Here is a 24,082-nt window from a genome sequence, read left to right as displayed (position 1 = left end):
CTTCCCCGGCAAATGAAGCATAAGACATCGAGTGCAACCGTTTCGCCAAAGCAGACAATGACAGTCGAACGTTCCGATGCCGGCGCTGTGATCGAGGACGGTAAGACCGCGACGCCTTCGACATCGGCCTCCCCCACATTGGCCATCGACGTCACCGGGCTGATGTTGTGGCCGGCCGGCAAGGGCCTGGCGGGCATTCCGCGCGTGGAGAGCTTTCTCGTCAACGCGGCGCTGGCGGATCCCGATCCTTGCGTGGAGGTGGTGGCGTTCAGGCCGAACGAGGGCAAGTTTCGGCCGCTTGCCCCCTATGAACTGGATCACGTCGCGACGGGCCGGATTTCACCGCACCGCGCCAAACAGTGGCCGGGAAGACGCACGGCCCTGTCGCAGGCTTTGGCTGCGGTGAGGCAACAGCCATGGCACAAGCGCGAGACGGACCGCCATCTTGCCAAGACGGTGACAAGCGGCCGCAAAGGGGCTGCCTACCAGGCGACGCAGCTGCTGATCCGCGCCTATCGCCTGTACCAGCGGGCGCGGATCCGGCTGTGCGTGGAGCCCGATGCTCCGGGCCGGAGCACCGAGGCGGAGCCGGGCCTCGTGCTGATCAGCCATCACGTCCTGACCCAGCAAGACCGCTCCGCGGTTTCAAGCGCCGCCGGCAAGCTTGCCTTGCTTTGCCATGATCTCATCCCGGCGCTGCGCCCGGACCTGGTCGGTTCGGGCATCGGCGAAACCCGTTTCGGCTCTTATCTCGAACAGCTGGTGCGCAGCGGCGCGCCGGCGTTCTGCGCTTCCGACGAGGTTGGCGCGACTCTGACCGATCACATGCGCAAGGCCGGCGTCTCCGCGCCTGTGGTGTACCGCTTTCCGATGCCTTCGATCCTGCACGAAACCGCTTCGCGCATGGGCGCGACCTCGCGCATCGAGACCGGCGAACCGTTCGTCATCTATTGTTCGACCATCGAAGTGCGCAAGAACCACATATTGCTGGCGCGGATCTGGCAGCAGGCACTGGAAGAAGGCGTAAAACTGCCGCGGCTTGTCTGCGCCGGGCGCTGGGGATGGATGATCGAGCCGCTGCGCGCCTATCTCGCGGCGCATCCCGAGCTGCTCCAGTCGGTCACATTCACCGGGCTGGTCAGCGACGAGGAGCTCATCGGCTATTATCGCAGCGCCGCTTTCGGCGTCTTTCCCTCGCATATAGAGGGCTGGGGCTACGGCGCTTCGGAATGTCTCGATTTCGGCGTTCCGGTCATCGTCTCGACCGCGCCGTCACTGATCGAGGCGACCGGCGGAATGATGCCGGCGATCGACCCCGACGACCAGGCCGGCTGGTACGCTGCGATCCGCAAAATGGCGGAAGACCATGCCTGGCGATCCGCACTGGCGGGGCGCATCGCCCAAAACCACCGGCCGACGCCGGCATCGGCAAGCTGGGCCGCCATCAAGGCCGGCCTGAAGGAGAGCGCGGCCCGCCAGCATTCCGAGACGGCCTGACGCAAAATCCGCGGCCCGCTTTCGCGTCGGTCTTACGACGGACGCTTCTTCGTCTTCTTGTGCTTCGGCGCGCCGGTATTTTCGAATTTCGGCTTGTTGGGTTTTTTCGCCCACGGCTTTGCCTCATGCGCGGCGGCCGGGCGCTGGTCGACCGGAGCACGCTTGTCGAATTTGCGCTTCGGCGCGTTCGGATCGAACGGCGCCTTGCCGCGATGCGGCTTCTTGTCCGGGCTCGGCGGCTGATAGCCGGCCCGCGACAGGTCCGGCGTTCCGTCCAGCCGCTTCACCAGGATGGTGCCCTGCAATTTGCGGTCGGGGCCGATTGCCGCCACGAACCGGTCCGCCCAGTCGGCGGCGATCTGCACGAACGTCTCTTCCGGCTGCATCTTGATGGCGCCGATCTCGCGCTTCGAGATGCTGCCGGCACGGCACAGCATCGGGATCAACCAGCGCGGCTCGGCATTCTGCCGGCGTCCCACCGAGAGCGAGAACCAGACGCTGGCGCCGAAATCGTCGCGGCGGCTGGGCGTCTCGTCGCGGTGCGCGAACTTCTCGCCCGCCAGCCTTTCGCGCGAAGGTGTGAACGGCGCGACGTCCATGAGGTCCTCGGGCGCCGAGCGGCTGGAGCGGCACTGGCGCACGAAAGCGGCCGCCACCTGTTCGGCACCGTGCCTGGCGAGCAGCGCGTCGATGAATGCACGCTCGTCATCCTTCACCGGTTCGTCGAAAGCCGGATCGGCAAGGATGCGCTCGTCGTCGCGCCGCATCACGTCGTCGGCCGAGGGCGGGCTCGCCCATGTCGCCGTCAGCTTGGCGCTTTGCAGCAGCCGCTCGGTGCGCCTGCGGGCGCTGCCCGGCACAATCAGTGCGCTGACGCCCTTGCGCCCGGCACGCCCGGTGCGGCCGCTGCGGTGCAGGAGCGTTTCCGGATTGGTCGGCAGGTCGGCGTGAATCACCAGCTCGAGGTTGGGCAGGTCGATGCCGCGCGCCGCGACATCAGTGGCGATGCAGACTTTGGCGCGGCCGTCGCGCATCGCCTGCAGCGCGTGGCTGCGTTCGTTCTGGCTGAGCTCGCCCGAAAGCGCCACGACCGAAAAATTGCGGTTGTTGAAGCGCGCGGTCAGATGGTTGACGGCGGCGCGCGTGTTGCAGAACACCAGCGCGTTCTTGGCTTCATAGAAGCGCAGAACGTTGATGATGGCGTTCTCGCGGTCGGCCTGGGCGACATTCAGCGCCCGGTACTCGATGTCGAGATGCTGCTTTTCCTCGCCGGCGGCCGAGATGCGTACGGCATCGCGCTGATAGCCCTGGGCGAGCGTGGCGATGGAGCGAGGCACGGTGGCCGAGAACATCAGCGTGCGACGGTCGGCCGGCGCGGCGTCGAGGATGAATTCGAGGTCTTCGCGAAAGCCAAGATCGAGCATCTCGTCGGCCTCGTCGAGAACCACGGCCTTGAGCGTCGACATGTCGAGCGAATTGCGGGTGATGTGGTCGCGCAGCCTGCCGGGCGTACCGACGACGATATGGGCGCCGCGCTCCAGCGCGCGCCGTTCGGTGCGCATGTCCATGCCGCCGACGCAGGACGCCACCGTGGCGCCGGTCGGCTCGTAGAGCCATTCGAGCTCGCGCGTCACCTGCAGCGCCAGCTCGCGCGTCGGCGCCACCGCCAATGCCAGCGGCGCCGCGGCCGGGCCGAAACGTTCCGCGCCGTCGAGCAGCGTCGGCGCCATGGCAAGGCCGAAGGCCACGGTCTTGCCCGAGCCGGTCTGGGCCGACACCAGCGCGTCGGCCTGGCCGAGTTCCAGTACCGCCTTCTGCACCGGCGTCAGGTCGGAATAGCCGCGTTTTTCCAGCGCTTGGGCCAGCGCGGGAACAATACCATCGAAGTTGGACATCTCGTTCTTTCGGAATTCAGGGTTCTGCGCTCATCATGGAGCACATGACGGGGCTGGCGCCGCGCCAGCCGAACAATCTTGGCCGTTCGTACTTCCTGCCGCCCTTCTTGTACAGGGTGCTGCGTAGCACGGCGATTGGCGAAACCGCTGGCGGGAGCGCCCCTCTCCCCGTCACTATACGGGGAGAGGATGCCGGCAGGCAGGTGAGGGGCGGCGCGAATGCTGATAAGTAAGGCGAGGAGGCTCACTCCGGACGAGCTATCTGCCAACGTCAGCGCCGCCCCTCATCCGCCCTTCGGGCACCTTCACCCTGTATAGTGACGGGGAGAAGGAAGGGCGCGCCAATTGACTCTTTATCGAAACCGCGTAAAAGCCCGCTTCGAACGGGATCGTTTTTCGATGCGCGGCCTTTTGATGGCTCATCTTGCATTCGATGCCCCCAGCCTCAATGCGAACCATTGGGCCGGGCGTGTCGGCGCGTCCGCTCGTTCCAGCAAAACCATGGCCAAAAAAACCACCACCAAAACGGTGTGATTCCCTTGGCCTAACCACCCTCTCCCGGGTCCGGCCCGGGGGACGGAACCCGCACTTGGCCGGCGGGTTTTCTCCAAAAACCAAGCGGAGAGGGACAGGAGATTTCTATGAGTTTCAAGGTTGCAGTCGTCGGCGCCACGGGCAATGTGGGCCGGGAAATGCTCAACATACTGGAAGAGCGCGGCTTTCCGGTCAGCGAAGTCGTGGCGCTGGCCTCGCGGCGAAGCATGGGCACGGAAGTGTCGTTCGGTGACCGCACGCTGAAGGTCAGGCCGCTCGACCAGTATGATTTTTCCGACACGGACATCTGTATCATGTCGGCCGGCGGCAATGTCTCCAAGGAATGGTCGCCGAAGATCGGCAAGCAGGGCTGCGTCGTCATCGATAATTCGTCGGCCTTCCGCTACGACCAGGACGTGCCGCTGATCGTGCCGGAAGTGAATCCGGACGCGATCTCGCTGTTCACGCGCAAGAACATCATCGCCAACCCGAACTGCTCGACGGCGCAGCTCGTCGTGGCGCTGAAGCCGCTGCATGACGCCGCCACCATCAAGCGCGTCGTCGTCGCCACCTACCAGTCGGTGTCGGGCGCCGGCAAGGAAGGCATGGACGAACTGTTCACGCAGACACGCGCGGTGTTCGTCGCCGACCAGGTCGACGTCAAGAAGTTCACCAAGCGCATCGCCTTCAATGTCATTCCGCATATCGACGTCTTCCTCGACGACGGTTCCACCAAGGAAGAATGGAAGATGGTCGCCGAGACCAAGAAGATGCTCGACCCCAAGATCAAGCTGACGGCGACCTGCGTGCGCGTGCCGGTGTTCATCGGCCATTCGGAAGCGGTCAACATCGAGTTCGAAAAGCCGATCACCGCCGACGAGGCGCGCGACATCCTGCGCGAGGCGCCGGGCTGCCAGGTCTTGGACAAGCGCGAGGACGGCGGCTACATCACGCCGCTCGAATCGGCCGGCGAGGACGCCACCTTCATCTCGCGCATCCGCGAGGATTCGACCATCGACAACGGCCTGTCGATGTGGATCGTCTCCGACAATCTGCGCAAGGGCGCGGCCCTGAACGCGGTGCAGATCGCCGAGCTGCTGGTCGAGCGCGGCCTGATCCAGCCGAAGAAGAAGGCGGCATAATTTTTCGCTCACGGGCCGCACCGCCGCTGCCGCGGCTGGCCCTCCGCGGGGGCGCCGGACGACCGGCGGCCCGCGGTCGCGGGCTCAGCGTTCGGCCGTTAGCTCCCTTCTCCCCGTCACTATACGGGGAGAAGGTGCCGGCAGGCGGATGAGGGGCGGCGCCGGCCGCGAAATCCGCTTTCGTCGCGGGGCTTGGTATGATTGATAGCGCCAAAATTGCTCTGCGCCCGGCCGTCGCTTCCGATGCAGCCGCCATCGCCAGAATATTGCGGGCGGCGCTCAACTCCTTCGATTGGATGCCGGTCATTCACACCCCGGCCGAGGACCTCGCCTTCATCCGCGATATCGTGTTGCCCAACCAGCAGGTCACGGTCGCCGAGGACGGCGCCGACATTGTCGGCTTCATCGCCGTCATCGGCGATTGGGTGGAACAGCTCTATCTCGACCCGGCATCGACCGGGCAAGGCATCGGCAGCCGGCTGCTGATGGACGCGACCGCCGCGCTGCCTCAAGTCAAACTCCATTGCTTCCAGGCCAATACCGGCGCCCGGCGGTTCTATGAGCGCCATGGGTTCCAGGCGGAGGCGTTCGGCGACGGCACGACCAACGAGGAAGGGCTGCCGGACATTCTTTATGTCCGCAGGCGCTGATTTCAGGTCGCGCTGTCCTCCGCCAGCCTTAGCAACAATGCCATCGCCTCTTCCGCCCGCTCGGCCGGCACGAACAGATGGTCGTGATAAAAAGCCGAGACCGGATTGACGCCCATGCCGGCGGCGGCGAGGCGCGCGGTGATGGCGGCAAGGAAGCCGACCGCTTCCAGCGAGGAGTGGATGTCAGTGTGATCATCCGGCAGCGGAACGAGGCCGCCAGCCCCATGGTCTGCGCGGCTTCCTCGGTCACGATCAGGGTCGTGCCTTCGCGCTCGCGAAACACCATCACCGGCTCCAGGCCTTCGGGCCGCGGAACGCCGGGCTTCAGCGTGGCAAAGACATAGGTGCCATCAAGCAATTCCGGCGTCATCGACGCCAACAGAGTCCTCAGATCGGTCTCGCCGGTCATTTTTCTCGCCTGTATCGGGACGGCCGCGGGCTTCTCAATATCCGCAACCAGCACACACCGGTAGTCCGCACACCGTGTGGACGACATGGCGATGTCGTTGGCGGCTGCGCTTGCGCATCTGGCGCATCGCACAATAGAGGATCTGAGGGCCGACGCCGGCCCGTGAAAGGCTCCGAATGATCGTTCGCCCGCGCCCCACCTTCCTGCAGCTGTTCTTCATCATGCGCGGCTCGGTGGTGCCACGCATCCTGCCGCAGATTTTCGGCTTCGCGATCTATTCGGCGGTCATCCTTGTCGTGGCGCGCTGGTTCCAGCTCGATCTCGGCGTCTTCAACATCACACCCTTCGGCCTGGTCGGCGTCACTTTGTCGATCTATCTGTCGTTCCGCAACAACGCCGCCTATGACCGCTGGTGGGAGGCGCGCAAGCTGTGGGGCGCGCTGGTCTTCGAAATCCGCAATCTGGCCCGCGCCACGACCAGCCTCATCCCCGATCGGACCGAGCAACGCGCCCTGCTGATGGAGGCGTTGGCCTTCTGTCATTTCCTGCGCGGCCAGTTGCGCAGGATCGACAGCGTCAAGGACGTCCGTGCCTTCATCGAGGCAGAAGCCGAGACGGCGGCGCGTTTCGCCAATCCGGCGGACGAGATGGTCAGGCGCATGGGCCGCCGCGCCAACGCGCAGCGCCAAATTGGCGAGTTCGACACGATTGGTTTCCGCATCCTGGATGAGAGGCTGGCATCAATCACCGCCATCCAGGCCGGCTGCGAGCGGATCGCCGGCACGCCCTTGCCCTTCGCCTACACGCTGCTGGTCCACCGCACGGCCTACATCGTGTGCCTGCTGTTGCCGATCGGCCTGATCTCGACCACCGGCTGGGCGACGCCATTGTTCACCGCGCTGATCGCCTACACCTTCTTCGGCCTCGACGCGCTTTCGGAAGAACTCGAGGATCCGTTCGGCACCGAAGCCAACGACCTCGCGCTCGACGGCCTGTGCCGGGTCTGTGAAATCTCTGTGTTCGAGGCCCTGGGCGAAACGCCGCCAAAGATGCTGCCGGCCGAAAAGTTTTACTTCTCGTAGGGCCGCATCGTCAAAGAATCCGGACACTTGTCGGATCGACGCCTCACGGCACGTCCTTGGTTCGACCCCGCTGAAAAAGGGGCTGACCAACCGGAGGGAACACCTATGAGCATTTCCGAAATCGCGCCCGTCTCGTCCGGCGCCTTGTGGACCGGCCGCGTGCTCAGCGGCCTCATCGTCCTGTTCATGATCTTCGACGGCGCCATCAAGCTGCCGCCGCTCGATATCGTCACCCAGACGATGGTGCCGCTCGGCTGGCCGGCCGACGCCAACGTCGCGCGCATGCTGGGTGTTATCGGCCTGGTCTCGACCGCGCTCTACGCACTGCCGCGCACCTCCGTGCTCGGCGCCATCCTGCTCACCGCCTATATGGGCGGCGCCATCGCCACCAATGCGCGTATCGGCAATCCGCTGTTTTCGCACACGCTGTTCGGCGTTTATCTCGGCATCATCCTGTGGGGCGGCCTCTATCTGCGCGATCCCAGGGTGAGCGCTCTGATCCCGCTCAGCCGATAGCAGTTCCGCGCCACCCGCTGCTGGCTGCCGTGGCGATCTTGATTCTCTCGGGATCAAATTAGCCGCCTGAGAGTTAAGCCCTTGGCGGCGAGACGGCGACCCGCATGTGAGAGGAACGACAAATGAAGAAAATCCTGACCATTCTGGTGCTGACGACGGCGCTCGGCGCCTGTTCGCAAACGGAGAAAGGCGCGGCCGTCGGTGGTCTTGGCGGTGCCGCGGTCGGCGCAGCGGTGGCTGGTGACCCGGTGCAGGGCGCAGTCGTCGGCGGCGCTGTCGGCGCGGTGGCCGGGGCGCTGATCGGCCATGCCAGCGAAAGCGGCCAATGCCGGTACCGCGACCGCTACGGTCGCACCTATGTCGATCGCTGCCCAAGCGGCTATTGATCGGCGACCAAGATTGAACACAGCAAAACGGCGGGCACAGGCCCGCCGTTCTGTTTCCGCAAGGAATAGGAAGCGATTACTCCGCCGTGGCGGCTTCCGCTTCGGCCGGTGCGGCAGTGGCCGCGGCGACGGCGGCAGCGGCGTCTTCCTGGGCCTTCTTCAGCAGGGCGGCGCGTTCCTGCGCCTTCTTGCCGGGCTCGGCCTTCTTCGGGTTGGAGCGGGCTTCGCGCTTGGCAAGGCCGGCTTCGTCGAGGAAGCGCAGCACGCGGTCGGTCGGCTGGGCGCCGTGCGACAGCCAATGCTTGACGCGGTCGGCGTCGACCTTGATGCGCTCGCCGTCCTTCGGCAGCAGCGGGTTCCACGAGCCGAGCGACTCGATGAACCGGCCGTCGCGGGGCGAACGGGCGTCGGCGACGACGACGTGGTAGTAAGGACGCTTCTTCGAGCCCGCACGGGCCAGTCGGATCTTCAGTGCCATTTTCTTTTCTCCTAAAAGCTCTGATTTCGTTGATTAATCGAGGCTGGTCATCAGCCGGTTTTCGTCACGCCGTTGGCAGCGAGTTTTTTGACCCGCCGCTGCTCGAAGCGGCGATCTGTTCGTGGTGGCGGATCACTTCGCGGACGACGAAGTTGAGGAACTTCTCCGCGAAATCGGGGTCGAGATGCGCGTCATGCGCCAGCTGGCGGAGACGCGCGATCTGCTGCTGCTCGCGCGCCGGGTCGGCTGGCGGCAGGCCGTGCTCGGCCTTGAGCACGCCGACCGCCTTGGTGCAGCGGAAGCGCTCGGCCAGCATATGGATGAGGGCTGCATCGATGTTGTCGATCGAGGCGCGGTAGCCGGCCAGGATGATGCGGGCGTCGGCCATGTCCTTTTCTTCGTTCATCCTTGTCCTCACTTCTTCTTGCCCAGACCCGGCAGACCGCCACCGCCGCCAAGGCCGGGCAGCCCCGGAAGTTTCATGCCGCCGGGCAAGCCCGGCAGGCCAGCGCCGCCCGGGGCGGGCAAGCCCTTCATGCCGCCGAGGCCGGCGGCCTGCGCCTGCTTCTGCAAGGCTTCGAGCTGCTTGGGGTCCATCTTCGACAGATCGGGCATGCCGCCGCCCATCATGCCGCCCATGCCACCAGGCATCATGCCGCCGAGGCCCATCTTGGAGGCAAGACCGCCCATCATGCCGCGCATCAAGCCGCCGCCTTTGCCCTTGCCGCCCATCGCCTTCATCATGTCGGCCATGCCGCGATGCATCTTGAGCAGCTTGTTGATCTCGGCGGCATCGGTGCCGGAGCCGGCGGCGATGCGCTTCTTGCGCGAGTGTTTCAGCATGTCGGGATTGGCGCGCTCGGCCTTGGTCATCGAGGAGATGATGGCGAGCTGGCGGCCGAACATCTTGTCGTCGAGACCGGCGGCGGCCATCTGGTCCTTCATCTTGCCCATGCCGGGCATCATGCCCATGATGCCGCCCATGCCGCCCATTTTCGACATCTGCTGAAGCTGCTGGGCAAGGTCGTTCAGGTCGAACTTGCCCGACTGCATCTTCTTGGCCATCGCCGCCGCCTGCTCGGCGTCGATGTTTTCCGCCGCCTTCTCGACGAGCGAGACAATGTCGCCCATGCCCAGGATGCGGTCGGCGATGCGCTTGGGGTGGAATTCCTCCAGCCCGTCCATCTTCTCGCCGGTGCCGATCAGCTTGATCGGCTTGCCGGTGACGGCGCGCATCGAAAGCGCGGCGCCGCCACGGCCGTCGCCGTCCATGCGGGTCAGCACCAGGCCGGTGATGCCGACGCGCTCGTCGAAGCTTTTCGCCAGGTTGACGGCGTCCTGGCCGGTCAGGGAGTCGGCGACCAGCAGGATTTCGTGCGGGCTCGACACCTTCTTGATGTCGGCCATCTCGACCATCAGCGGCTCGTCGATATGGGTGCGGCCGGCGGTGTCGAGGATGACGACGTCATGGCCGCCGAGCTTGGCCGCCTGCACGGCGCGCTTGGCGATATCGACCGGGTTCTGGCCTGATATAACGGGCAGCGTCGCGACCTTGACCTGCTCGCCGAGCTGGCGCAGCTGCTCCTGCGCGGCCGGGCGCCGCGTGTCGAGCGAGGCCATCAGGACCTTCTTGTTCTGCCGCTCGGTCAGGCGCTTGGCGATCTTGGCCGAAGTCGTCGTCTTGCCGGAGCCCTGCAGGCCGACCATCATGACGACGACCGGCGCCGGCGCGTTGAGATCGACGGCGACGCCCTCGGCGCCGAGCATGTCGACCAGCTCGTCATGGACGATCTTGACGACCATCTGTCCCGGCTTGATCGACTTGAGCACCGCCGCGCCGACGGCCTTCTCGCGCACCTTGTCGGTGAAGGAGCGGACCACTTCCAGCGCCACGTCGGCCTCGAGCAGCGCACGGCGCACCTCGCGCAACGCCGCCGAGACATCAGCCTCCGACAGCGCGCCGCGGCCAGTCAGGCCGTTCAGGATGGAGCCAAGGCGCTCCTGCAGCGATTCAAACATCTTGCTTCCTTCGATCCCGGTTCATTCGACCCGAGACGTAATGCGTTCGCGCCCAGTCTCCAAGCAAAAGCCAGTCCAAGCAAAAGCCCAAAACCAAAAAGCACCCGGGGGCGCACAGCGCTGCCGGGTGTTGGCCTCCAGGATCTGTTTACAGCACTTGGCCTCAAAGAGGCTTCGGCGTCCTGGTCGGCTTGCTCGGAGGGATACTCGTCGCGGAATTCGGGGGCTGTAGACAGGAAATCGGCGCGAGAGTCAAGGCAAGGCCCGCGTCACGCCGTTTCCCGGGCCGCGATCAGGCCGCACGCGCGCCGTCCGTAACCTCGGCCGTAACCCTCAGCGGCGAGCGCGGATGCAGCAGCAAGACAATCGTCAGCAGGCTGCAGGCGATGCCGATGAGGGCAATGAGAATGGCATCCGACATCATCCAGCCCGGCCCTTCGAGCGGCTTGGCGGTGAACAAGGCGAAGGAATTGTAGCTCTCCTGATGCGAGATCAGCAGGAAGCCGGTCAGGTTGTTGCCGAGATGAACGCCAAGTGCCGCGCCGAGATTGCCGGTGGCATAGACCACGAGCGTCAGAAGCAGCGCGAAAGCGGCGATCGAGACCAGGACGCAGGCGTTGATGGCGGCCGAGGAGCCGCCGCTCCAGTGCAGCGAGGTGAACAGCAGGCCGGGCAGCAGCCCCCAGATGAAAGGGTTGCGGAACCGGTTGGCCAGGCCGCGCAGCAGGTAGCCACGAAACAGCACCTCTTCCGACGAGGTCTGCAGCAAGACGAGCGCGACGATCGGGATCGCGAACAACAGCCAGGACGACAGGCTGATCGTGCCGCGAGCGATCCCCGGCTCCAGCAAATAGAGCAGGATTTCGGACAAAGCCGAGGTGATCAGCACCGCGATCAGCCCCTTGAGGAAGTCCGGCCGCGATGCGCGGCGGCCGGCGCCGAGGAGGGCCGACAGCGGCTCGCCATGCACCCAGCGCATGGCGATCGACAGGCCGATCCAGATCCCGCCGAAAGAGGTGAGCGCGCTGAGGATGCCGATGGGCGAGGCAAGGAAACCCTCGATGCCGTATGGCGAAGCCGCCGCCTGCCAGGCGAAGTAAACATGGCTGCCGCCGAACAGCACCGCCGCGGTCGTGGCGCCCCAGAACAGGACGACGATCAGCGTTCCCAGCAACAGGCGTGGCAAGGTCGTCCTGGCGTTCGGGGTGTTGCGATAGCGCTCGAAGGCGGTGTCGTCGATTGTCACGCTTGTCCTCGATCCCAATCCATCGTTCCTGGATCTAGCCGATGGCCTCGGGAATCGAAATCAATATCAGCAGGGATAGGCGCAAACCGGCGGCCGCGGCACCCGGCGCTGGCCAGCCTGCCGCGATCGCCAACCCAGGTGTCGTCAGCGGCCGCGACGGCGACCGCCGGCGTCTATCAACGCACCACGTACATGATGCGCCGTGTCTGTGGATCGATCAGCGCGCGCTGGCCGTTCACATAGACATAACGGTAGTTGTAGTCAGGAATTTCGCGCAGCTCGACCGTGTCTGGCAGGGTCGCGCCGGTGACCACCTCGCCGTCGAGATAGACGGGGTCCAGCCGGTGGGTGTCGACATAGGTCCGCACCGCGGCCGGCGGCGCGGGGAACTCGCCTACGACAGGATCACTGGAAATGATCGCGCCGGTATAGTCGGTGGAGTAGTTGCCGATGTCCTCCGGCGGCGAGACGACGGCGACAGCGGAGCGGCGCTGCGTTAGCACCACACGGCTGCCGCCGAAATCGGCGGTGACGTAGTCGGAATAAACCCAGCCCTGGCCGCCGGCTTCGGCGATGGTGCACCATTTGCTGTTTTCGATGCAGCCGTTGAGCGTCGCCGACTGGCCCGCGGCGAGCACGCCGATCACCGGATATTGCGGACCCGGACCGGCGCGCACATTGAGATCGGTGACCGCCGAGACAGCGGTATCGGCCAATGCGGCGCCAGACATTGCGGTCAGCATCCCGGCTATTGCGGGAAACAATAAGGATTTCATGGGTACTCTCCGTTTTCGTGACCCCTCGGCTGTGAAAACGGGGCAGCGGCGCATGCGTTCCGGCTAAAGTGCGCGAGCCAACTCACGATTTGTTCCCGCGCCTTTCGGCAAATCGGTCACAAGGTCGTGAACAAAGGCCAGTTTTTGCGCCGTCACGTCCGAAATGACGAAGGGGTAGAGATCGGGCAGGCCCATGCAGCGGTTGATCGAATTGGAGGCTTCCGACAGCACCAGCCAACGGACAAGGATCCTGTCGAAAGGCTCGGGCGTGTTTGCAGGCTCCGAAGGCGCTGGCTGCAGTTCACCGCCGGTGTCGCCCCGTGACAGTTCGTTCGCCTCCACCGTTTCCAGCCGGCCGAGCGGGAAGTTCAGGGCATGGACCATCTCCAGCGTGTCGGTGATATGCAGGTGGTGGGCCCAGGTCTCGGCCCAGTCCTCCCATGGGTGCGAGGTGGCGTAGGCCGAGATGTGGTTTTGCTGCCAGTCGGGCGCGGCGCCGTTGGCGTAGTAAGCCTTCAGCGCCTGTTCGTAGTCGGCGCGTTCGTCGCCGAACAAAGCGCGAAAGGCCTCCAGCCCTTGCGGATCGTCGCGGATCAGGCGGTCCCAGTAATAATGGCCGAGCTCGTGGCGGAAATGGCCGAGCAGGGTGCGGTAGTTCTCGCCCATCTCGATGCGACGTTTTTCACGCTCGGCTGAATCGGCCTCCGCGACGTTCAGCGTGATCAGGCCGTTGTCGTGGCCGGTGAGAATCCGTTCGCCGCCCGGGCCGCCACCGATCGGATCGGCGAGGAAGTCGAAGGCCAGCCCGATTTCGTCCGTCGGGCTCTGCTTGGGCGCGACCGGCAGGCCGAAGGCGAGCAGCGAATAGATGGCGCGCTTCTTCGCCGCCTCGACACGGATCCAGCGGCGGCGGTTGCCGTCGACGGAGAGGTCGGGGATCAGCTGGTTCAGCACGCAGGCACGGCAGAAGACCTGCCCCGGCTCGGCCATCCAGTTGCAGGCGCATTCGTCGGCGTTGGTGCACTGGATGGCGCCATCGACGCCGGACAAGACAAAGTGCGCGCCCTCGGGATCGTAGAGCACGAGACTGCGGCAGTTCAGGCATTGGGCGTTCTCGAAATAGAGACGGTGGCCGCAATGCGGGCAGTCGAAAAGTTTCATGTCGGTCTCAATTCATCAGGAAGGCATAGGATGCATGGCGGCCCGTGCCCAAACGCGAACCACCGGCCGGCGTTCCGCACTCCATCGAGACTATTTCGCTTCGCCGGTCCGGCCGCCCCGCCGATGCTGTCCACGGCCGGCATCAACGTCTCTCATGCCTGGCCTCGCCATAATAATCACTTGATCGTAGGCAAATTCCCCGGCATTCGCCAGCATCGCGCCACAGACGGTGACAAATGCGCGTTTCGCTGGCAAATTCGCAATCGGGACGTGAATCAGGCAATCAGGAGAACAACATGGCATTTCTTGCCAAGGGTAGGATTTTAGCGGCCGCAATGGTGGCGGTGCTGGGGCTGGCAACGGGCGCGCAGGCGGCGGCCAGTTGCGGCAAGACCGGCGCCGGCTTCGACGCCTGGAAGCAGGATTTCGCCGCCGAGGCCAAGTCCGAGGGTGTCGGGTCGAGGGGCCTGGCCGCTCTGGCGGGCGCGACCTACGCAACGAGGACGATCTCCGCGGACCGCGCCATCCACAAGGCTTTCAGCGGCTCGGTGGACGATTTCATGAAACGCCGTGGCGGGTCGGCGATCATTTCCAAGGGCCGTTCGCTGAAGAAGTCGAACGCGGCGCTGTTCAACCAGATCGAAGCCAGTTACGGCGTGTCGCCGGGCGTGTTGCTCGCCATCTGGGGCATGGAAACCGGCTTCGGTGCCTCGATGGGCAACCAGAACACGGTCTCAGCGATTTTGACGCTTGCCTATGATTGCCGCCGTCCGGACTATTTCCACCCGCATGCCATCGCGGCCCTGAAGCTGGTTGACCGCGGCGCGTTGACCTCGTCGTCGGTCGGCGCCATGCATGGCGAGGTCGGCCACACGCAGTTCCTGCCCGGAAATGTCTTGAAATATGCGGTCGGCAACGGAAACCTGCGCGACAAGGCCACCGCGCTGGCTTCCACCGCCAACTACCTCAAGGGTCATGGCTGGCGGGCCGGCGCGAGCGCGAGCGCCAATATGGGCGCGATTGCCGGCTGGAATTCGGCAAACGTCTATCAGCAAGCCATCGCCCGCATCGCCGACGCGATCGATGCCAACTGATCGAACATACGGTATTGAACGAAGAACCCGGCCTCCGCGCCGGGTTTTTCATTTCACGTCGAGCGCATAGGAGCAGCCGGCCAGCGCCTTGCCGGGATGGGACTCGACCGTCGAGACGTTGAGCGTGACGCGCGTGACAAGGCTCACGCCGCCGGCTTGCTCGGTGTTTTCGGCCACGACCTTCTCGCCGAGGAATTTGCCCGGCGTCGAGACCGTCGCCGGGACGTCGAGCTGGCGGGCGAGGTCCGGTGCGGCGATGCCGTCAAGCACCGCCATCGGGCCCGTCGCGGTAAAGACGATCGCTCCGGTCTCGCGCCCGAAGACGTGGACCGGGGCGGGCAAGCTGTATTGGCGCAGGAACGGATTGCCTGACGGAACTTCTTTCCAGCCGAGCGTGTCCGCCACGCTGGGCTCGCCTGCCAGCCAGAGGGCAAAGCCGTTGTAGCTGGGCACGTCGACCCGGCACTCGATCAGCGCGGCAAGGTCGAGCGGGCCAGGGTCGAAATCCCCGGCCATGGCTGGGGCCGCCAGAAGGACCAGCGGCACCAGGCATCGGCCGGGACAGCGCATTCCGTCTAGCTGTTGCGGTTGCGCGCGGCCAAAGTCCGCAGCCTCAGCGCGTTGAGGCGGATGAAGCCGGCGGCGTCCTTCTGGTCGTAGGCGCCACGGTCGTCCTCGAAGGTGACCAGCGCGTCGGAATAGAGCGTCTTCTTCGACTTGCGGCCGGTGACCATGACGTTGCCCTTGTAGAGCTTCAGCCGCACCGTGCCTTCGACGTCTTCCTGGCTCTTGTCGATCATCGCCTGCAGCATCAGACGCTCGGGCGAGAACCAGAAGCCGTTGTAGATGAGTTCCGCGTAGCGCGGCATGAACTCGTCCTTGAGGTGCGCCGCACCCCGGTCGAGCGTAATCGATTCGATGGCGCGATGGGCCACGATCAGGATGGCGCCGCCGGGCGTTTCATACACGCCCCGCGATTTCATGCCGACGAAACGGTTCTCGACCAGGTCGAGCCGGCCGATGCCATTGTCGCGGCCGAGATCGTTGAGGGCGGCCAGCATGGTGGCCGGCGACAGCTTCTTGCCGTTGAGCGCGACCGGATCGCCCTTGAGGAACTCGATTTCGATCTCGGTGACGGCGTCAGGGGCGTCCATCGGCGACACGGTGCGCTGGTGGACGAATTCCGGCGGCTCGCTCCATGGATCTTCCAGCACCTTGCCTTCGGAAGAGGAGTGCAGAAGATTGGCGTCGACCGAGAACGGCGCGTCGCCGCGCTTGTCCTTGGCCACGGGAATCTGATGCTGTTCGGCGAAGTTGATCAGGTCGGTGCGCGACTTGAACGACCAGTCGCGCCATGGCGCGATCACCTTGATGTCGGGGTTGAGCGCATAGGCCGAAAGCTCGAAGCGGACCTGGTCGTTGCCCTTGCCGGTGGCGCCATGCGCGATGGCGTCGGCGCCGGTCTCCCTGGCGATGTCGACCAGGTGCTTGGAGATCAGCGGCCGCGCGATCGAGGTTCCCAAGAGATAGGTGCCTTCGTAGACGGTGTTGGCGCGGAACATCGGGAAGACGAAGTCGGCGACGAATTCCTCGCGCACGTCGACGATGCGGATGTCCTTGATGCCCATCATCTCGGCCTTCTTGCGCGCCGGCTCCAATTCGCCGCCCTGGCCGAGATCGGCGGTGAAGGTGACGACTTCGGCGCCGAGTTCGGTCTGCAGCCATTTCAGGATGATGGATGTGTCGAGGCCGCCGGAATAGGCGAGCACGACCTTCTTGACGTCTTTGGTCTTGGACATTTCTGCTCCGTCGAAAAGCGGACGCTTGAGGCAATGGCGTCACGGATTGTCGGAGCGCCTTTTAGCAGGAACCGCAAAGCGAGCAAGCGCAGGCGGCGCCAGCCTTCTGATCCAGCCAATGGCGGGGCAGCCGAACGGGTTGGGGAAACAACCTGCTACAATCAGTGGCTGCATTTATATGCCGTATTTAATCAAGTTTTCACCCCCAGCCGCTAAACAACCAAGACAGAGCCGCCTGGCCGCATGTTGGCGCCGAAGCGGCTTTTGCCCGTTCGTCGCGGGTATCCTCGGGCTTGGGTCATCCTCGATGCGCGTTATATCCTGCATCGTCACGGAGCATAATCTGTGGCTTGTCCTGCTGGCCGCGCTGATGTGCGTCACCGGCTGCTGGGTGACGATCGGTCTCCTGGATCGCGCCAGGAAGACCGTCGGCATGCAGATGCGGGGCTGGCTGTTCCTGACCGCGGTCGCGGCCGGCTCTTCGATCTGGTGTACGCATTTCATCGCCATGCTGGCCTATCAGCCCGGCGCGCCGATCACCTTCGATCCGGCGCTCACCATGATATCCCTGGTCATCGCCATGGTTGGAACCGGGGCGGGTTTCGGTCTTGCCCTCGACAAAAGCCGCGGCCTGGCGCCGGAATGGGGCGGATGCCTTGTTGGGCTGGCAATCTGTGCCATGCATTATACCGGAATGATCGCCTATCACGTGGCCGGCATCGTCGAATGGGACGCCCGCTATGTGGTCGCTTCGCTGCTGATCGCGATGGCGTTCTCCGCCGTGGCGATCGGCCAGGCGGAGCGCCGGCCATATCGCTGGTCGCACTATCTCGGCATCGGATTGCTGGTGCTGGCGATCGTCGGCCTGCATTTCACGGCCATGGCCGCGGTGGCGGTGACGCCGCTCTCCTTCATCACCACGGGCACCAATCCCGATATCCTCGAAGCGATGGCCGTCGCCGTCGCCGTGGTCGGCCTGATCGTCGCGGCCACAGGCTTTGCCAGCTACCTGATCGACGAACGCGGCCGGCTCGAGAGCTTCGAGCGACTGCAGCACCTTGCCCTCAACGATGCGCTGACAGGTCTCGCCAACCGGGTCTCCTTCAACGACCGCCTCGACCATGAGATCGAGCGGGCACGCGAGGGAGGCGCGATGACGGCCGTCATCGTCATCGATCTCGACCGCTTCAAGGAGATCAACGACCTCAGGGGCCATGCGGCCGGCGATCAGGCACTCAAGATCATCGCCCGCAGGCTGGCGAAACTGACCGGCGACGGCGAGTTCGTCGCCAGGCTCGGCGGCGACGAATTCGCCGCCATCAAGCAATTCAAGGACCAGAACGAGCTGCTCGGCCTGGTTTCACGCCTGGAGAAGTCCCTGTTCGAGCCGCTGCTGCTCGACGATTTCGAGACCGTTACCGGCGCCAGCATCGGCGTCGCCGTCTATCCGCGTGACGGGGCCGACCGGGAGAGGCTGGTCAGCAATGCGGATCTGGCCATGTACCGGGCCAAGAACGACGTGGCGCGGGCCGTCTGTTTCTACGAATCGGCCATGGACGAGACGGCGCGGGCACGGCGCGCCCTGGCCACCGACCTTCGCCAGGCCATCGAACGTGGCGAACTCACGCTCCACTACCAGGTGCAGACTTCGGTCTCGACCGGCGCCACCTGCGGCTACGAGGCGTTGCTGCGCTGGACCCATCCGGTGCATGGCATGATCCCGCCCGCCGAATTCATTCCGATCGCCGAGGAGAATGGCTCGATCCTGGCGATCGGCGAATGGGTGCTGCGCACCGCGTGCCGCCAGGCAGCGTCCTGGGACAAGGGTCACAAGATCGCGGTCAACCTGTCGCCGGTGCAGCTCGCCCATGCCGATCTCGCCAAGCTCGTCCACCAGATCCTGGTCGAAACCGGCCTGTCGCCGAGGCGCCTCGAACTGGAGCTGACCGAATCGACGATCGTCGCCGACAAGGTCCGCACGCTGCACGTGCTGCGCCAGATCAAGGCGCTGGGCGTGACGATCGCGATCGACGATTTCGGCACCGGCTATTCGTCGCTCGACACGCTGCGCTCGTTTCCGTTCGACAAGATCAAGCTCGACCGTTCCTTCATGGCCGATGTCGAGCGCAGCCCGCAGGCCAAGGCGATCATCCGCGCGGTGCTGACACTGGGGCGCAGCCTCGACATTCCGGTGCTTGCCGAAGGTGTCGAGACGCATGTCCAGCTCACCATCCTGCAAGTGGAAGGCTGCAACGAGGCGCAAGGCTATTTCCTCGGCCGCCCCAAGCCGATCGACCAGATTTTGCTGAACGGAGCGGCCGCCCATTCGCTGGCGGAGATCGATCTGTCGGCGGCTTAGAAAACCCCGCCGCGGGAGGATACTCCCGCCTGCGCATCTGGCGTCGGCGCGGCGTATCTTGTATAGGCTCGGGACCTTCCCGAGGCCTTGCATGTCCTTCATTCCCGATACGACCACGCTGATCCAGTTCGCGATCGCCACCGTGATCCTGGCGATCACGCCGGGCCCCGACATGACGCTGTTCGTCTCGCGCACGCTGAGCCAGGGCCGCGCCACCGGCTTTGCCTCGATGGCCGGCGCGTTGTGCGGCACGCTGATCCACACCACGCTGGTGGTGGTCGGCGTCTCGGCGCTGATCGTCGCCTCGCCGATGGCTTTCTTCGTGCTGAAGATCTTTGGCGCCGGCTATCTCGTCTTCCTGGCCTGGCAGGCGATCGCCAAGGGCTCGGCCTTCTCGCCGGAGAAGAAGACAGGCCCGCGGATTTCGCTGCTGCGCAGCTGGGCGGCGGGGATCGGCGTCAACCTGCTCAACCCGAAGGTCATTCTGTTCTTCATGACCTTCCTGCCGCAATTCGTCTCCGCGCACGATCCGAACGCGCCCGGGAAGCTGTTCTTCCTCGGCGCCATGTTCATCGTGCTGTCGATCCCGGTGACGGTGCCGATGGTGCTGGCGGCGGAAAAATTCTCGGCGGCGATGAAGGCCAGCCCGCGCGTGACGCGGGTGGTCGACTATCTCTTCGCCGGCGTGTTCTCGGCCTTCGCGCTCAAGATCCTGACTGCCCAGGCGAAGTAGGGGCTTTCTCGACCCACCAGCTTCCCGCCCAGCGCCCGGCGCTGAGCCAGTAGAAGATGCCGCCGACCATGCCGCCGCCAATGACGGCCATGATGGCGCTGGTCTCGGTGACCGCGAAAGCGGATTCGCGGACATTGTCGACGAGGCCGAGGAAAACCCCCGCCACCAGCGCGCCCGCCAGCGCGTAGAACAGCCAGTCGCGCCGGCCCAGGATTTCGGCAATCAGGATGACGACGGCGGCCGGCATGAAGCCAAAATAAGCGACGAACAGGGCGACGAAAGGAATGGAAAAATAGAGCGATGCCGTCGCCGCCGGATGGGCTTGCGCCGGCGCGTAGCCGAGCGAGGCCAGGAACAGGACGTTGAGGAAGGCGCTCGCCGCCAGCGCGGCGACGGCGTAGCCGAACAGGATGACGGCGAAGCGCACGATATAGGCGACGAGACGGGTCATGGGGGGTCGCGTCCCGTGAGATGCCCGGACTTGTGTCCAGCCAGAAGCCAGTAGACCCAGCCGGCGGCAACACCGGCCGCGGCCAGAAAACCGAGGAAGCCCGGGTTGAAAACGAAGCCTCCTGCCGAGCCAGGGACAAAAACACCGAAGGCGATCGACGTGACCGCACCCGTGACGGCGAAGTAGAACCATCCTCGCAGCGCCAGCCGTTCGGCGAGGAAGATCGCGGGACCGACGATCAGCAGCGCGCAGATCGCCACGGTCAGCACGGCGAGCGGGAAGGAGGCCAGCCAGTCGAATGTGAAAATGATCGACCAGTTGCCGTCCTCGATCCCGGCCAGAAGAACGATCAGCAGCACAGGCACCAGGATAGAGGTCAGCACGGCGGCGACGTAGCCGACTGCTATTATGGCGAGGCGCGTGAGGCCGGCGACGAGACGGCTCACACCTCGCCGTGCCCCGCGATCATCATGGCCTCCAGCGCCAGCCGGTCGACCTTGCGCATGCGCTCCGATTCCGATTTCAGCTGGCCGCAGGCGGCCAGGATGTCGCGGCCGCGCGGCGTGCGGATCGGCGAGGCATAGCCGGCATTGTTGATGTAGTCGGCGAATTTCTCGATCGTCTCCCAGTCCGAGCACTGGTAATTGGTGCCCGGCCACGGGTTGAAGGGGATCAGGTTGATCTTGGCCGGAATGCCCTTGAGCAGCTTGATCAGGCCCTTGGCGTCCTCGATGGAATCGTTGACGTCCTTCAGCATCACATATTCGAAAGTGATGCGCCTGGCATTGGAGAGGCCGGGATAGGCGCGGCAGGCGGCGATCAGCTCCTTCAGCGGATACTTCTTGTTGATCGGCACCAGCAAGTCGCGCAGATCGTCATTGGTGGCATGCAGCGAGATCGCCAGCATGACGCCGATCTCCTCGCCGGTGCGGAAAATCTCGGGCACGACGCCGGAGGTCGACAGCGTGATGCGGCGCTTCGACAGGGACAGGCCGTCGCCGTCGGAGGCGATCAGCAGCGCCTTCTTCACCGCCTCGAAATTGTAGAGCGGTTCGCCCATGCCCATCATGACGATGTTGGAGACCTTGCGGCCCTCGGCCGGCACGATGGCGCCGTCTGGCGTGTCGCGGTCGGGGAAGTCGCCGAGCCGATCGCGCGCGGTGAGCAACTGCGCCAGGATTTCTTCCGTGGTCAGGTTGCGCACCAGCTTCTGCGTGCCGGTGTGGCAGAACGAGCAGGTCAAGGTACAGCCGACCTGCGAGGAGATGCAGAGCGTGCCTCGGCCTTCCTCGGGGATATAGACGGTTTCGATCTCGACCGGCCGCCCGGCGCCGCGCGGCGGGAAGCGGAACAGCCACTTTCTGGTGCCGTCGGCGGAAATCTGCTCCTCGACGATTTCTGGCCGGGCGACGGTGAAATGCCTGTCGAGCTCGGCGCGCAGGTCCTTGGAGATGTTGAACATGCCGGCAAAGTCTGAAACGCCGCGCACATACATCCAGTGCCAGAGCTGCTGGGCGCGCATTTTTGCCTGACGCTCCGGCACGATGCCTGAAGCGACGAGAGCCTCGCCGAGTTCGGCTCGTGTCAGGCCAATCAGCGAGGGCTTTTCTGTCTGCACGGGGCGGGCGCGCAAGGCGTCGCGGGCGCCTTCGGCGGTAAGGTCGAGTGAAAGGGTCATGGTTCCACTGATATAAGCGGTTTACGGCCGATTTCATCCATCGGCCCGATGTCAAGCGCGGCGCATAGCACAGCTTGGCGGCAGAGTCATGCCGCGGGCGATCGGGCGGCCTGTCCCGCCGCCGGGTGGCGGTGGACAAGCCGCGCCTGCCTGGTGCTGTTTGCCGGCGCGCGATCGATCACATATTCGTGTCGGCGTAACGGCTGGCGAGCCATCGGCGAACCCTGAAATGGGGCAACTGTGCCCCCGCACAATGGGAGTATGCAGAATGAAATCGATCAAACTCGCCGTCATTGCCGGCGTCGCCGCTCTTTGCGCCTCGCAGGCGTTTGCCGAGGATACGATGGGCACCATGACCATGATGAAAGGTGGCCAGGTGACGGCGATCATGCCGGACGGGCACATGGGCACCATGATGCCGGACGCGAAGATGAGCGCCGACATGATGAAAATGGCCAAGCCCATCAAGCACTGCATGATGATGATGACCGACGCCAAGGGTAAGGCCTACATGATCGATACGTCGACCAAGAAGGCCCAGGCCGAATGTGAAAAGATGGCCATGTGACGATCTCGCGAGCACTTGCCCGCCGGCTTGGAGGCCGGCGGGACGGGCAGTTCTCACTTCGATGGAACGGGGGCTTATGCGCTTTGTGAACCATGCCCGCGAGCGGACGCCCAACATCGCGGCCCTTTGGTCCCGGTCCGATCATCAGACTATTGCTTGATTGGCATCGTGCCTGTGTTACGGCTGGGGTTTCCCCACGAGGACAGACATGGCCGGCCAATCGCGAAGACATCCCATGCTGCGGCGTTCGCGCGCCATGTGGGCATCGCGGCGTGTCTGGCAGCCGCGCCTGGTGTTCTGGGCGGGTGCGATCTCGATCGGCCTGATCAGCGTGTTGTTTGCCGTGCTGGCCGACAAGGCACAGGCGCTGTTCCATGCGGTGATCGGCAATGATGGCGGCTGGCGTTTCTATCTGCCGCTGGCGATCACGCCGCTCGGCTTTGTCCTGTGCGCATGGCTGGCGCACGCCTTCTTTCCGGGCTCGCAAGGCAGCGGCATTCCGCAAGCGATCGCCGCCCGGCATCTGCGCGACGATGATGACCGCAGCCATATCCTGTCGCTGCGGCTGGTGGCGGGCAAGATAGCCCTCACGCTGGTCGGCCTGTTCTGCGGCGCTTCCATCGGCCGCGAAGGGCCGACCGTGCAGGTCGGCGCGTCGCTGATGCTGCAGGCGGCACGCTGGGGCGGCATGGCGCAGGCGCGCGGCCTGATCCTGGCCGGATCGGCCGCCGGCATCGCCGCCGCGTTCAACACGCCGCTTGCCGGCATCGTCTTCGCCATCGAGGAGATGGGCCGCACCTATGAGGCGCGCACCAACGGGCTGGTGCTGACGGCGGTCATCCTGGCCGGCCTCGCCTCGCTTGGCGTGCTCGGCAACTACACCTATTTCGGCGTGTCCAAGGACACGATCTCGTTTGCCGCCGACTGGCCGCTGGTGATCGTCTGCGGCGTCATCGGCGGCGGCTTTGGCGCCCTGTTCTCGTTGCTGGCGCTGAAGGCGACGCGGCGCATCCGGCGCTGGAACGCGCTGCAGCCGATGTGGCGCGCGCTGCTGGTGGCGGCCGTCTGCGGGCTGGCCGTGGCGGTGATCGGCATCGTCTCGGGCGGGCTGACCTTCGGCACCGGCTACGTGCAGGCGCGCAGCGCCGTCGAAGGCACGCCCCTGCCCTGGTTCTTCTTTGCCGGGAAATTCGCTGCCGGCCTGCTATCGATGATTTCAGGAATTCCTGGCGGTATCTTCGCGCCCTCGCTGGCGGTCGGCGCCGGCATCGGCAGTTCGCTCGGCCTGGTGTTCGGCAGCAGCGCCGGCGTCGCGGCGCTGCTCGGCATGGCCGGCTATTTCGCCGGGGTCGTGCAGGCGCCGATGACGGCCTTCGTCATCATCCTCGAAATGACCGGCAATCACGACAATGTCATCGGCCTGATGCTGGCCTCGATGCTGGGCTACGGCACGGCGCGCCTGATTTCGCACGAGCCGCTCTATCACGCGCTGTCGCGGGTCTTCATCGCCGAGGCAATCCGGCGGCGGCGGGCGGAGGCCGCACCGGAATCAGGCCTGGGCTGAAAAAGCAAAAAGCCGGGCGTTGCGGCCCGGCCTTGGTTCAAAAAC

The 24,082-nt window shown here is 65.0% G+C and carries 24 protein-coding genes and 1 pseudogene; 12 read left to right on the top strand and 13 right to left on the bottom strand.

Annotated elements, in window-relative coordinates; all coding sequences use genetic code 11:
* The first annotated feature begins 57 nt into the window (after positions 1 to 57).
* A complete protein-coding gene (locus EN824_RS25035; RefSeq protein ID WP_135863485.1) occupies positions 58 to 1,497 on the top strand; it encodes a glycosyltransferase in 1,440 nt (479 codons plus the stop codon).
* 32 nt (positions 1,498 to 1,529) lie between these two features.
* On the opposite strand, the gene EN824_RS25030 is transcribed toward EN824_RS25035, so the two are convergent.
* Positions 1,530 to 3,392: a DEAD/DEAH box helicase gene (locus tag EN824_RS25030; RefSeq protein WP_135863483.1), complete on the bottom strand. Its 1,863-nt coding sequence runs from the start codon at positions 3,390 to 3,392 to the stop codon at positions 1,530 to 1,532.
* A gap of 345 nt (positions 3,393 to 3,737) precedes the next feature.
* Between EN824_RS25030 and EN824_RS25020 the strand changes: the two genes are divergently transcribed.
* From EN824_RS25020 to EN824_RS25010, 3 genes are all read left to right on the top strand, one after another.
* The gene (locus tag EN824_RS25020) at positions 3,738 to 3,926 is read left to right on the top strand and encodes a hypothetical protein (protein ID WP_127279021.1); all 189 of its coding nucleotides are present in this window, start codon (positions 3,738 to 3,740) and stop codon (positions 3,924 to 3,926) included.
* A gap of 107 nt (positions 3,927 to 4,033) precedes the next feature.
* The gene (locus EN824_RS25015; RefSeq protein WP_127279020.1) at positions 4,034 to 5,068 is read left to right on the top strand and encodes an aspartate-semialdehyde dehydrogenase; all 1,035 of its coding nucleotides are present in this window, start codon (positions 4,034 to 4,036) and stop codon (positions 5,066 to 5,068) included.
* Between the two features lie 197 nt (positions 5,069 to 5,265).
* The gene (locus EN824_RS25010; RefSeq protein WP_135932803.1) at positions 5,266 to 5,718 is read left to right on the top strand and encodes a GNAT family N-acetyltransferase; all 453 of its coding nucleotides are present in this window, start codon (positions 5,266 to 5,268) and stop codon (positions 5,716 to 5,718) included.
* Positions 5,719 to 5,720: 2 nt separating this feature from the next.
* Here the strand turns inward: EN824_RS25010 and EN824_RS25005 are convergent.
* Positions 5,721 to 6,127, bottom strand: a pseudogene (locus tag EN824_RS25005) (ACT domain-containing protein).
* A gap of 176 nt (positions 6,128 to 6,303) precedes the next feature.
* Here EN824_RS25005 and EN824_RS25000 point away from each other — a divergent pair.
* From EN824_RS25000 to EN824_RS24990, 3 genes are all read left to right on the top strand, one after another.
* Entirely contained in the window at positions 6,304 to 7,209 is a 906-nt protein-coding gene (locus EN824_RS25000) for a bestrophin family ion channel (RefSeq protein WP_135932802.1), read from the top strand.
* Positions 7,210 to 7,314: 105 nt separating this feature from the next.
* Complete coding sequence (locus EN824_RS24995; RefSeq protein ID WP_135932801.1) at positions 7,315 to 7,725, top strand: DoxX family protein; 411 nt, start codon at positions 7,315 to 7,317, stop codon at positions 7,723 to 7,725.
* A gap of 122 nt (positions 7,726 to 7,847) precedes the next feature.
* Positions 7,848 to 8,111 (top strand): YMGG-like glycine zipper-containing protein, encoded by a 264-nt coding sequence (locus tag EN824_RS24990; RefSeq protein WP_127279015.1) that lies wholly within the window; start codon positions 7,848 to 7,850, stop codon positions 8,109 to 8,111.
* Between the two features lie 76 nt (positions 8,112 to 8,187).
* Here the strand turns inward: EN824_RS24990 and rpsP are convergent, their stop codons facing one another.
* From rpsP to EN824_RS24960, 6 genes are all read right to left on the bottom strand, one after another.
* On the bottom strand, positions 8,188 to 8,589 hold the full coding sequence (rpsP, locus tag EN824_RS24985) for a 30S ribosomal protein S16 (RefSeq protein WP_127279014.1): 402 nt from the start codon (positions 8,587 to 8,589) through the stop codon (positions 8,188 to 8,190).
* A gap of 64 nt (positions 8,590 to 8,653) precedes the next feature.
* The gene (locus tag EN824_RS24980; RefSeq protein ID WP_127279013.1) at positions 8,654 to 8,995 is read right to left on the bottom strand and encodes a chorismate mutase; all 342 of its coding nucleotides are present in this window, start codon (positions 8,993 to 8,995) and stop codon (positions 8,654 to 8,656) included.
* 8 nt (positions 8,996 to 9,003) lie between these two features.
* Complete coding sequence (gene ffh, locus EN824_RS24975; RefSeq protein WP_135883771.1) at positions 9,004 to 10,608, bottom strand: signal recognition particle protein; 1,605 nt, start codon at positions 10,606 to 10,608, stop codon at positions 9,004 to 9,006.
* Between the two features lie 292 nt (positions 10,609 to 10,900).
* The gene (locus EN824_RS24970; RefSeq protein ID WP_135932800.1) at positions 10,901 to 11,854 is read right to left on the bottom strand and encodes a type II CAAX endopeptidase family protein; all 954 of its coding nucleotides are present in this window, start codon (positions 11,852 to 11,854) and stop codon (positions 10,901 to 10,903) included.
* Between the two features lie 176 nt (positions 11,855 to 12,030).
* Positions 12,031 to 12,630 (bottom strand): DUF1236 domain-containing protein, encoded by a 600-nt coding sequence (locus tag EN824_RS24965; protein ID WP_127280417.1) that lies wholly within the window; start codon positions 12,628 to 12,630, stop codon positions 12,031 to 12,033.
* 63 nt (positions 12,631 to 12,693) lie between these two features.
* Positions 12,694 to 13,791, bottom strand: coding sequence for a putative zinc-binding metallopeptidase (locus EN824_RS24960; protein WP_135863469.1), 1,098 nt, complete (start codon positions 13,789 to 13,791; stop codon positions 12,694 to 12,696).
* 296 nt (positions 13,792 to 14,087) lie between these two features.
* On the opposite strand from EN824_RS24960, the gene EN824_RS24955 reads away from it, so the two are divergent.
* Positions 14,088 to 14,885, top strand: a complete 798-nt coding sequence (locus EN824_RS24955; protein ID WP_127280415.1) for a lytic transglycosylase domain-containing protein — start codon at positions 14,088 to 14,090, stop codon at positions 14,883 to 14,885.
* A gap of 48 nt (positions 14,886 to 14,933) precedes the next feature.
* On the opposite strand, the gene EN824_RS24950 is transcribed toward EN824_RS24955, so the two are convergent.
* Together EN824_RS24950 and EN824_RS24945 are read right to left on the bottom strand one after the other, a co-directional pair.
* On the bottom strand, positions 14,934 to 15,455 hold the full coding sequence (locus EN824_RS24950) for a hypothetical protein (protein WP_127280414.1): 522 nt from the start codon (positions 15,453 to 15,455) through the stop codon (positions 14,934 to 14,936).
* Positions 15,456 to 15,460: 5 nt separating this feature from the next.
* Entirely contained in the window at positions 15,461 to 16,684 is a 1,224-nt protein-coding gene (locus EN824_RS24945) for an argininosuccinate synthase (RefSeq protein WP_127872787.1), read from the bottom strand.
* A gap of 307 nt (positions 16,685 to 16,991) precedes the next feature.
* Between EN824_RS24945 and EN824_RS24940 the strand changes: the two genes are divergently transcribed.
* Positions 16,992 to 19,043: a bifunctional diguanylate cyclase/phosphodiesterase gene (locus EN824_RS24940; RefSeq protein ID WP_127280597.1), complete on the top strand. Its 2,052-nt coding sequence runs from the start codon at positions 16,992 to 16,994 to the stop codon at positions 19,041 to 19,043.
* A gap of 91 nt (positions 19,044 to 19,134) precedes the next feature.
* The gene (locus tag EN824_RS24935; protein ID WP_127280596.1) at positions 19,135 to 19,776 is read left to right on the top strand and encodes a LysE family translocator; all 642 of its coding nucleotides are present in this window, start codon (positions 19,135 to 19,137) and stop codon (positions 19,774 to 19,776) included.
* Here the strand turns inward: EN824_RS24935 and EN824_RS24930 are convergent.
* From EN824_RS24930 to rlmN, 3 genes are read right to left on the bottom strand one after another with little or no spacing between them, the layout of a single operon-like run.
* Complete coding sequence (locus EN824_RS24930) at positions 19,748 to 20,227, bottom strand: hypothetical protein (protein WP_135863467.1); 480 nt, start codon at positions 20,225 to 20,227, stop codon at positions 19,748 to 19,750. The genes EN824_RS24935 and EN824_RS24930 overlap by 29 nt on opposite strands.
* The gene (locus tag EN824_RS24925) at positions 20,224 to 20,673 is read right to left on the bottom strand and encodes a hypothetical protein (RefSeq protein WP_135863465.1); all 450 of its coding nucleotides are present in this window, start codon (positions 20,671 to 20,673) and stop codon (positions 20,224 to 20,226) included. The genes EN824_RS24930 and EN824_RS24925 overlap by 4 nt, the downstream gene beginning before the upstream one ends.
* Positions 20,670 to 21,905, bottom strand: a complete 1,236-nt coding sequence (gene rlmN, locus EN824_RS24920; RefSeq protein ID WP_135863463.1) for a 23S rRNA (adenine(2503)-C(2))-methyltransferase RlmN — start codon at positions 21,903 to 21,905, stop codon at positions 20,670 to 20,672. The genes EN824_RS24925 and rlmN overlap by 4 nt, the downstream gene beginning before the upstream one ends.
* 268 nt (positions 21,906 to 22,173) lie before the next feature.
* Here rlmN and EN824_RS24915 point away from each other — a divergent pair, with 268 nt between their 5' ends.
* Together EN824_RS24915 and EN824_RS24910 are read left to right on the top strand one after the other, a co-directional pair.
* Positions 22,174 to 22,473, top strand: a complete 300-nt coding sequence (locus EN824_RS24915; protein ID WP_135863461.1) for a hypothetical protein — start codon at positions 22,174 to 22,176, stop codon at positions 22,471 to 22,473.
* A 208-nt stretch (positions 22,474 to 22,681) separates the two neighbouring features.
* Positions 22,682 to 24,037, top strand: coding sequence for a chloride channel protein (locus EN824_RS24910; RefSeq protein ID WP_135932799.1), 1,356 nt, complete (start codon positions 22,682 to 22,684; stop codon positions 24,035 to 24,037).
* The last annotated feature ends 45 nt before the right edge of the window (positions 24,038 to 24,082 follow it).

Source organism: Mesorhizobium sp. M8A.F.Ca.ET.181.01.1.1, assembly GCF_004792025.1.
In the GTDB taxonomy this organism is placed as follows: domain Bacteria; phylum Pseudomonadota; class Alphaproteobacteria; order Rhizobiales; family Rhizobiaceae; genus Mesorhizobium.
This window is presented reverse-complemented; position numbering and strand designations above follow the sequence as displayed.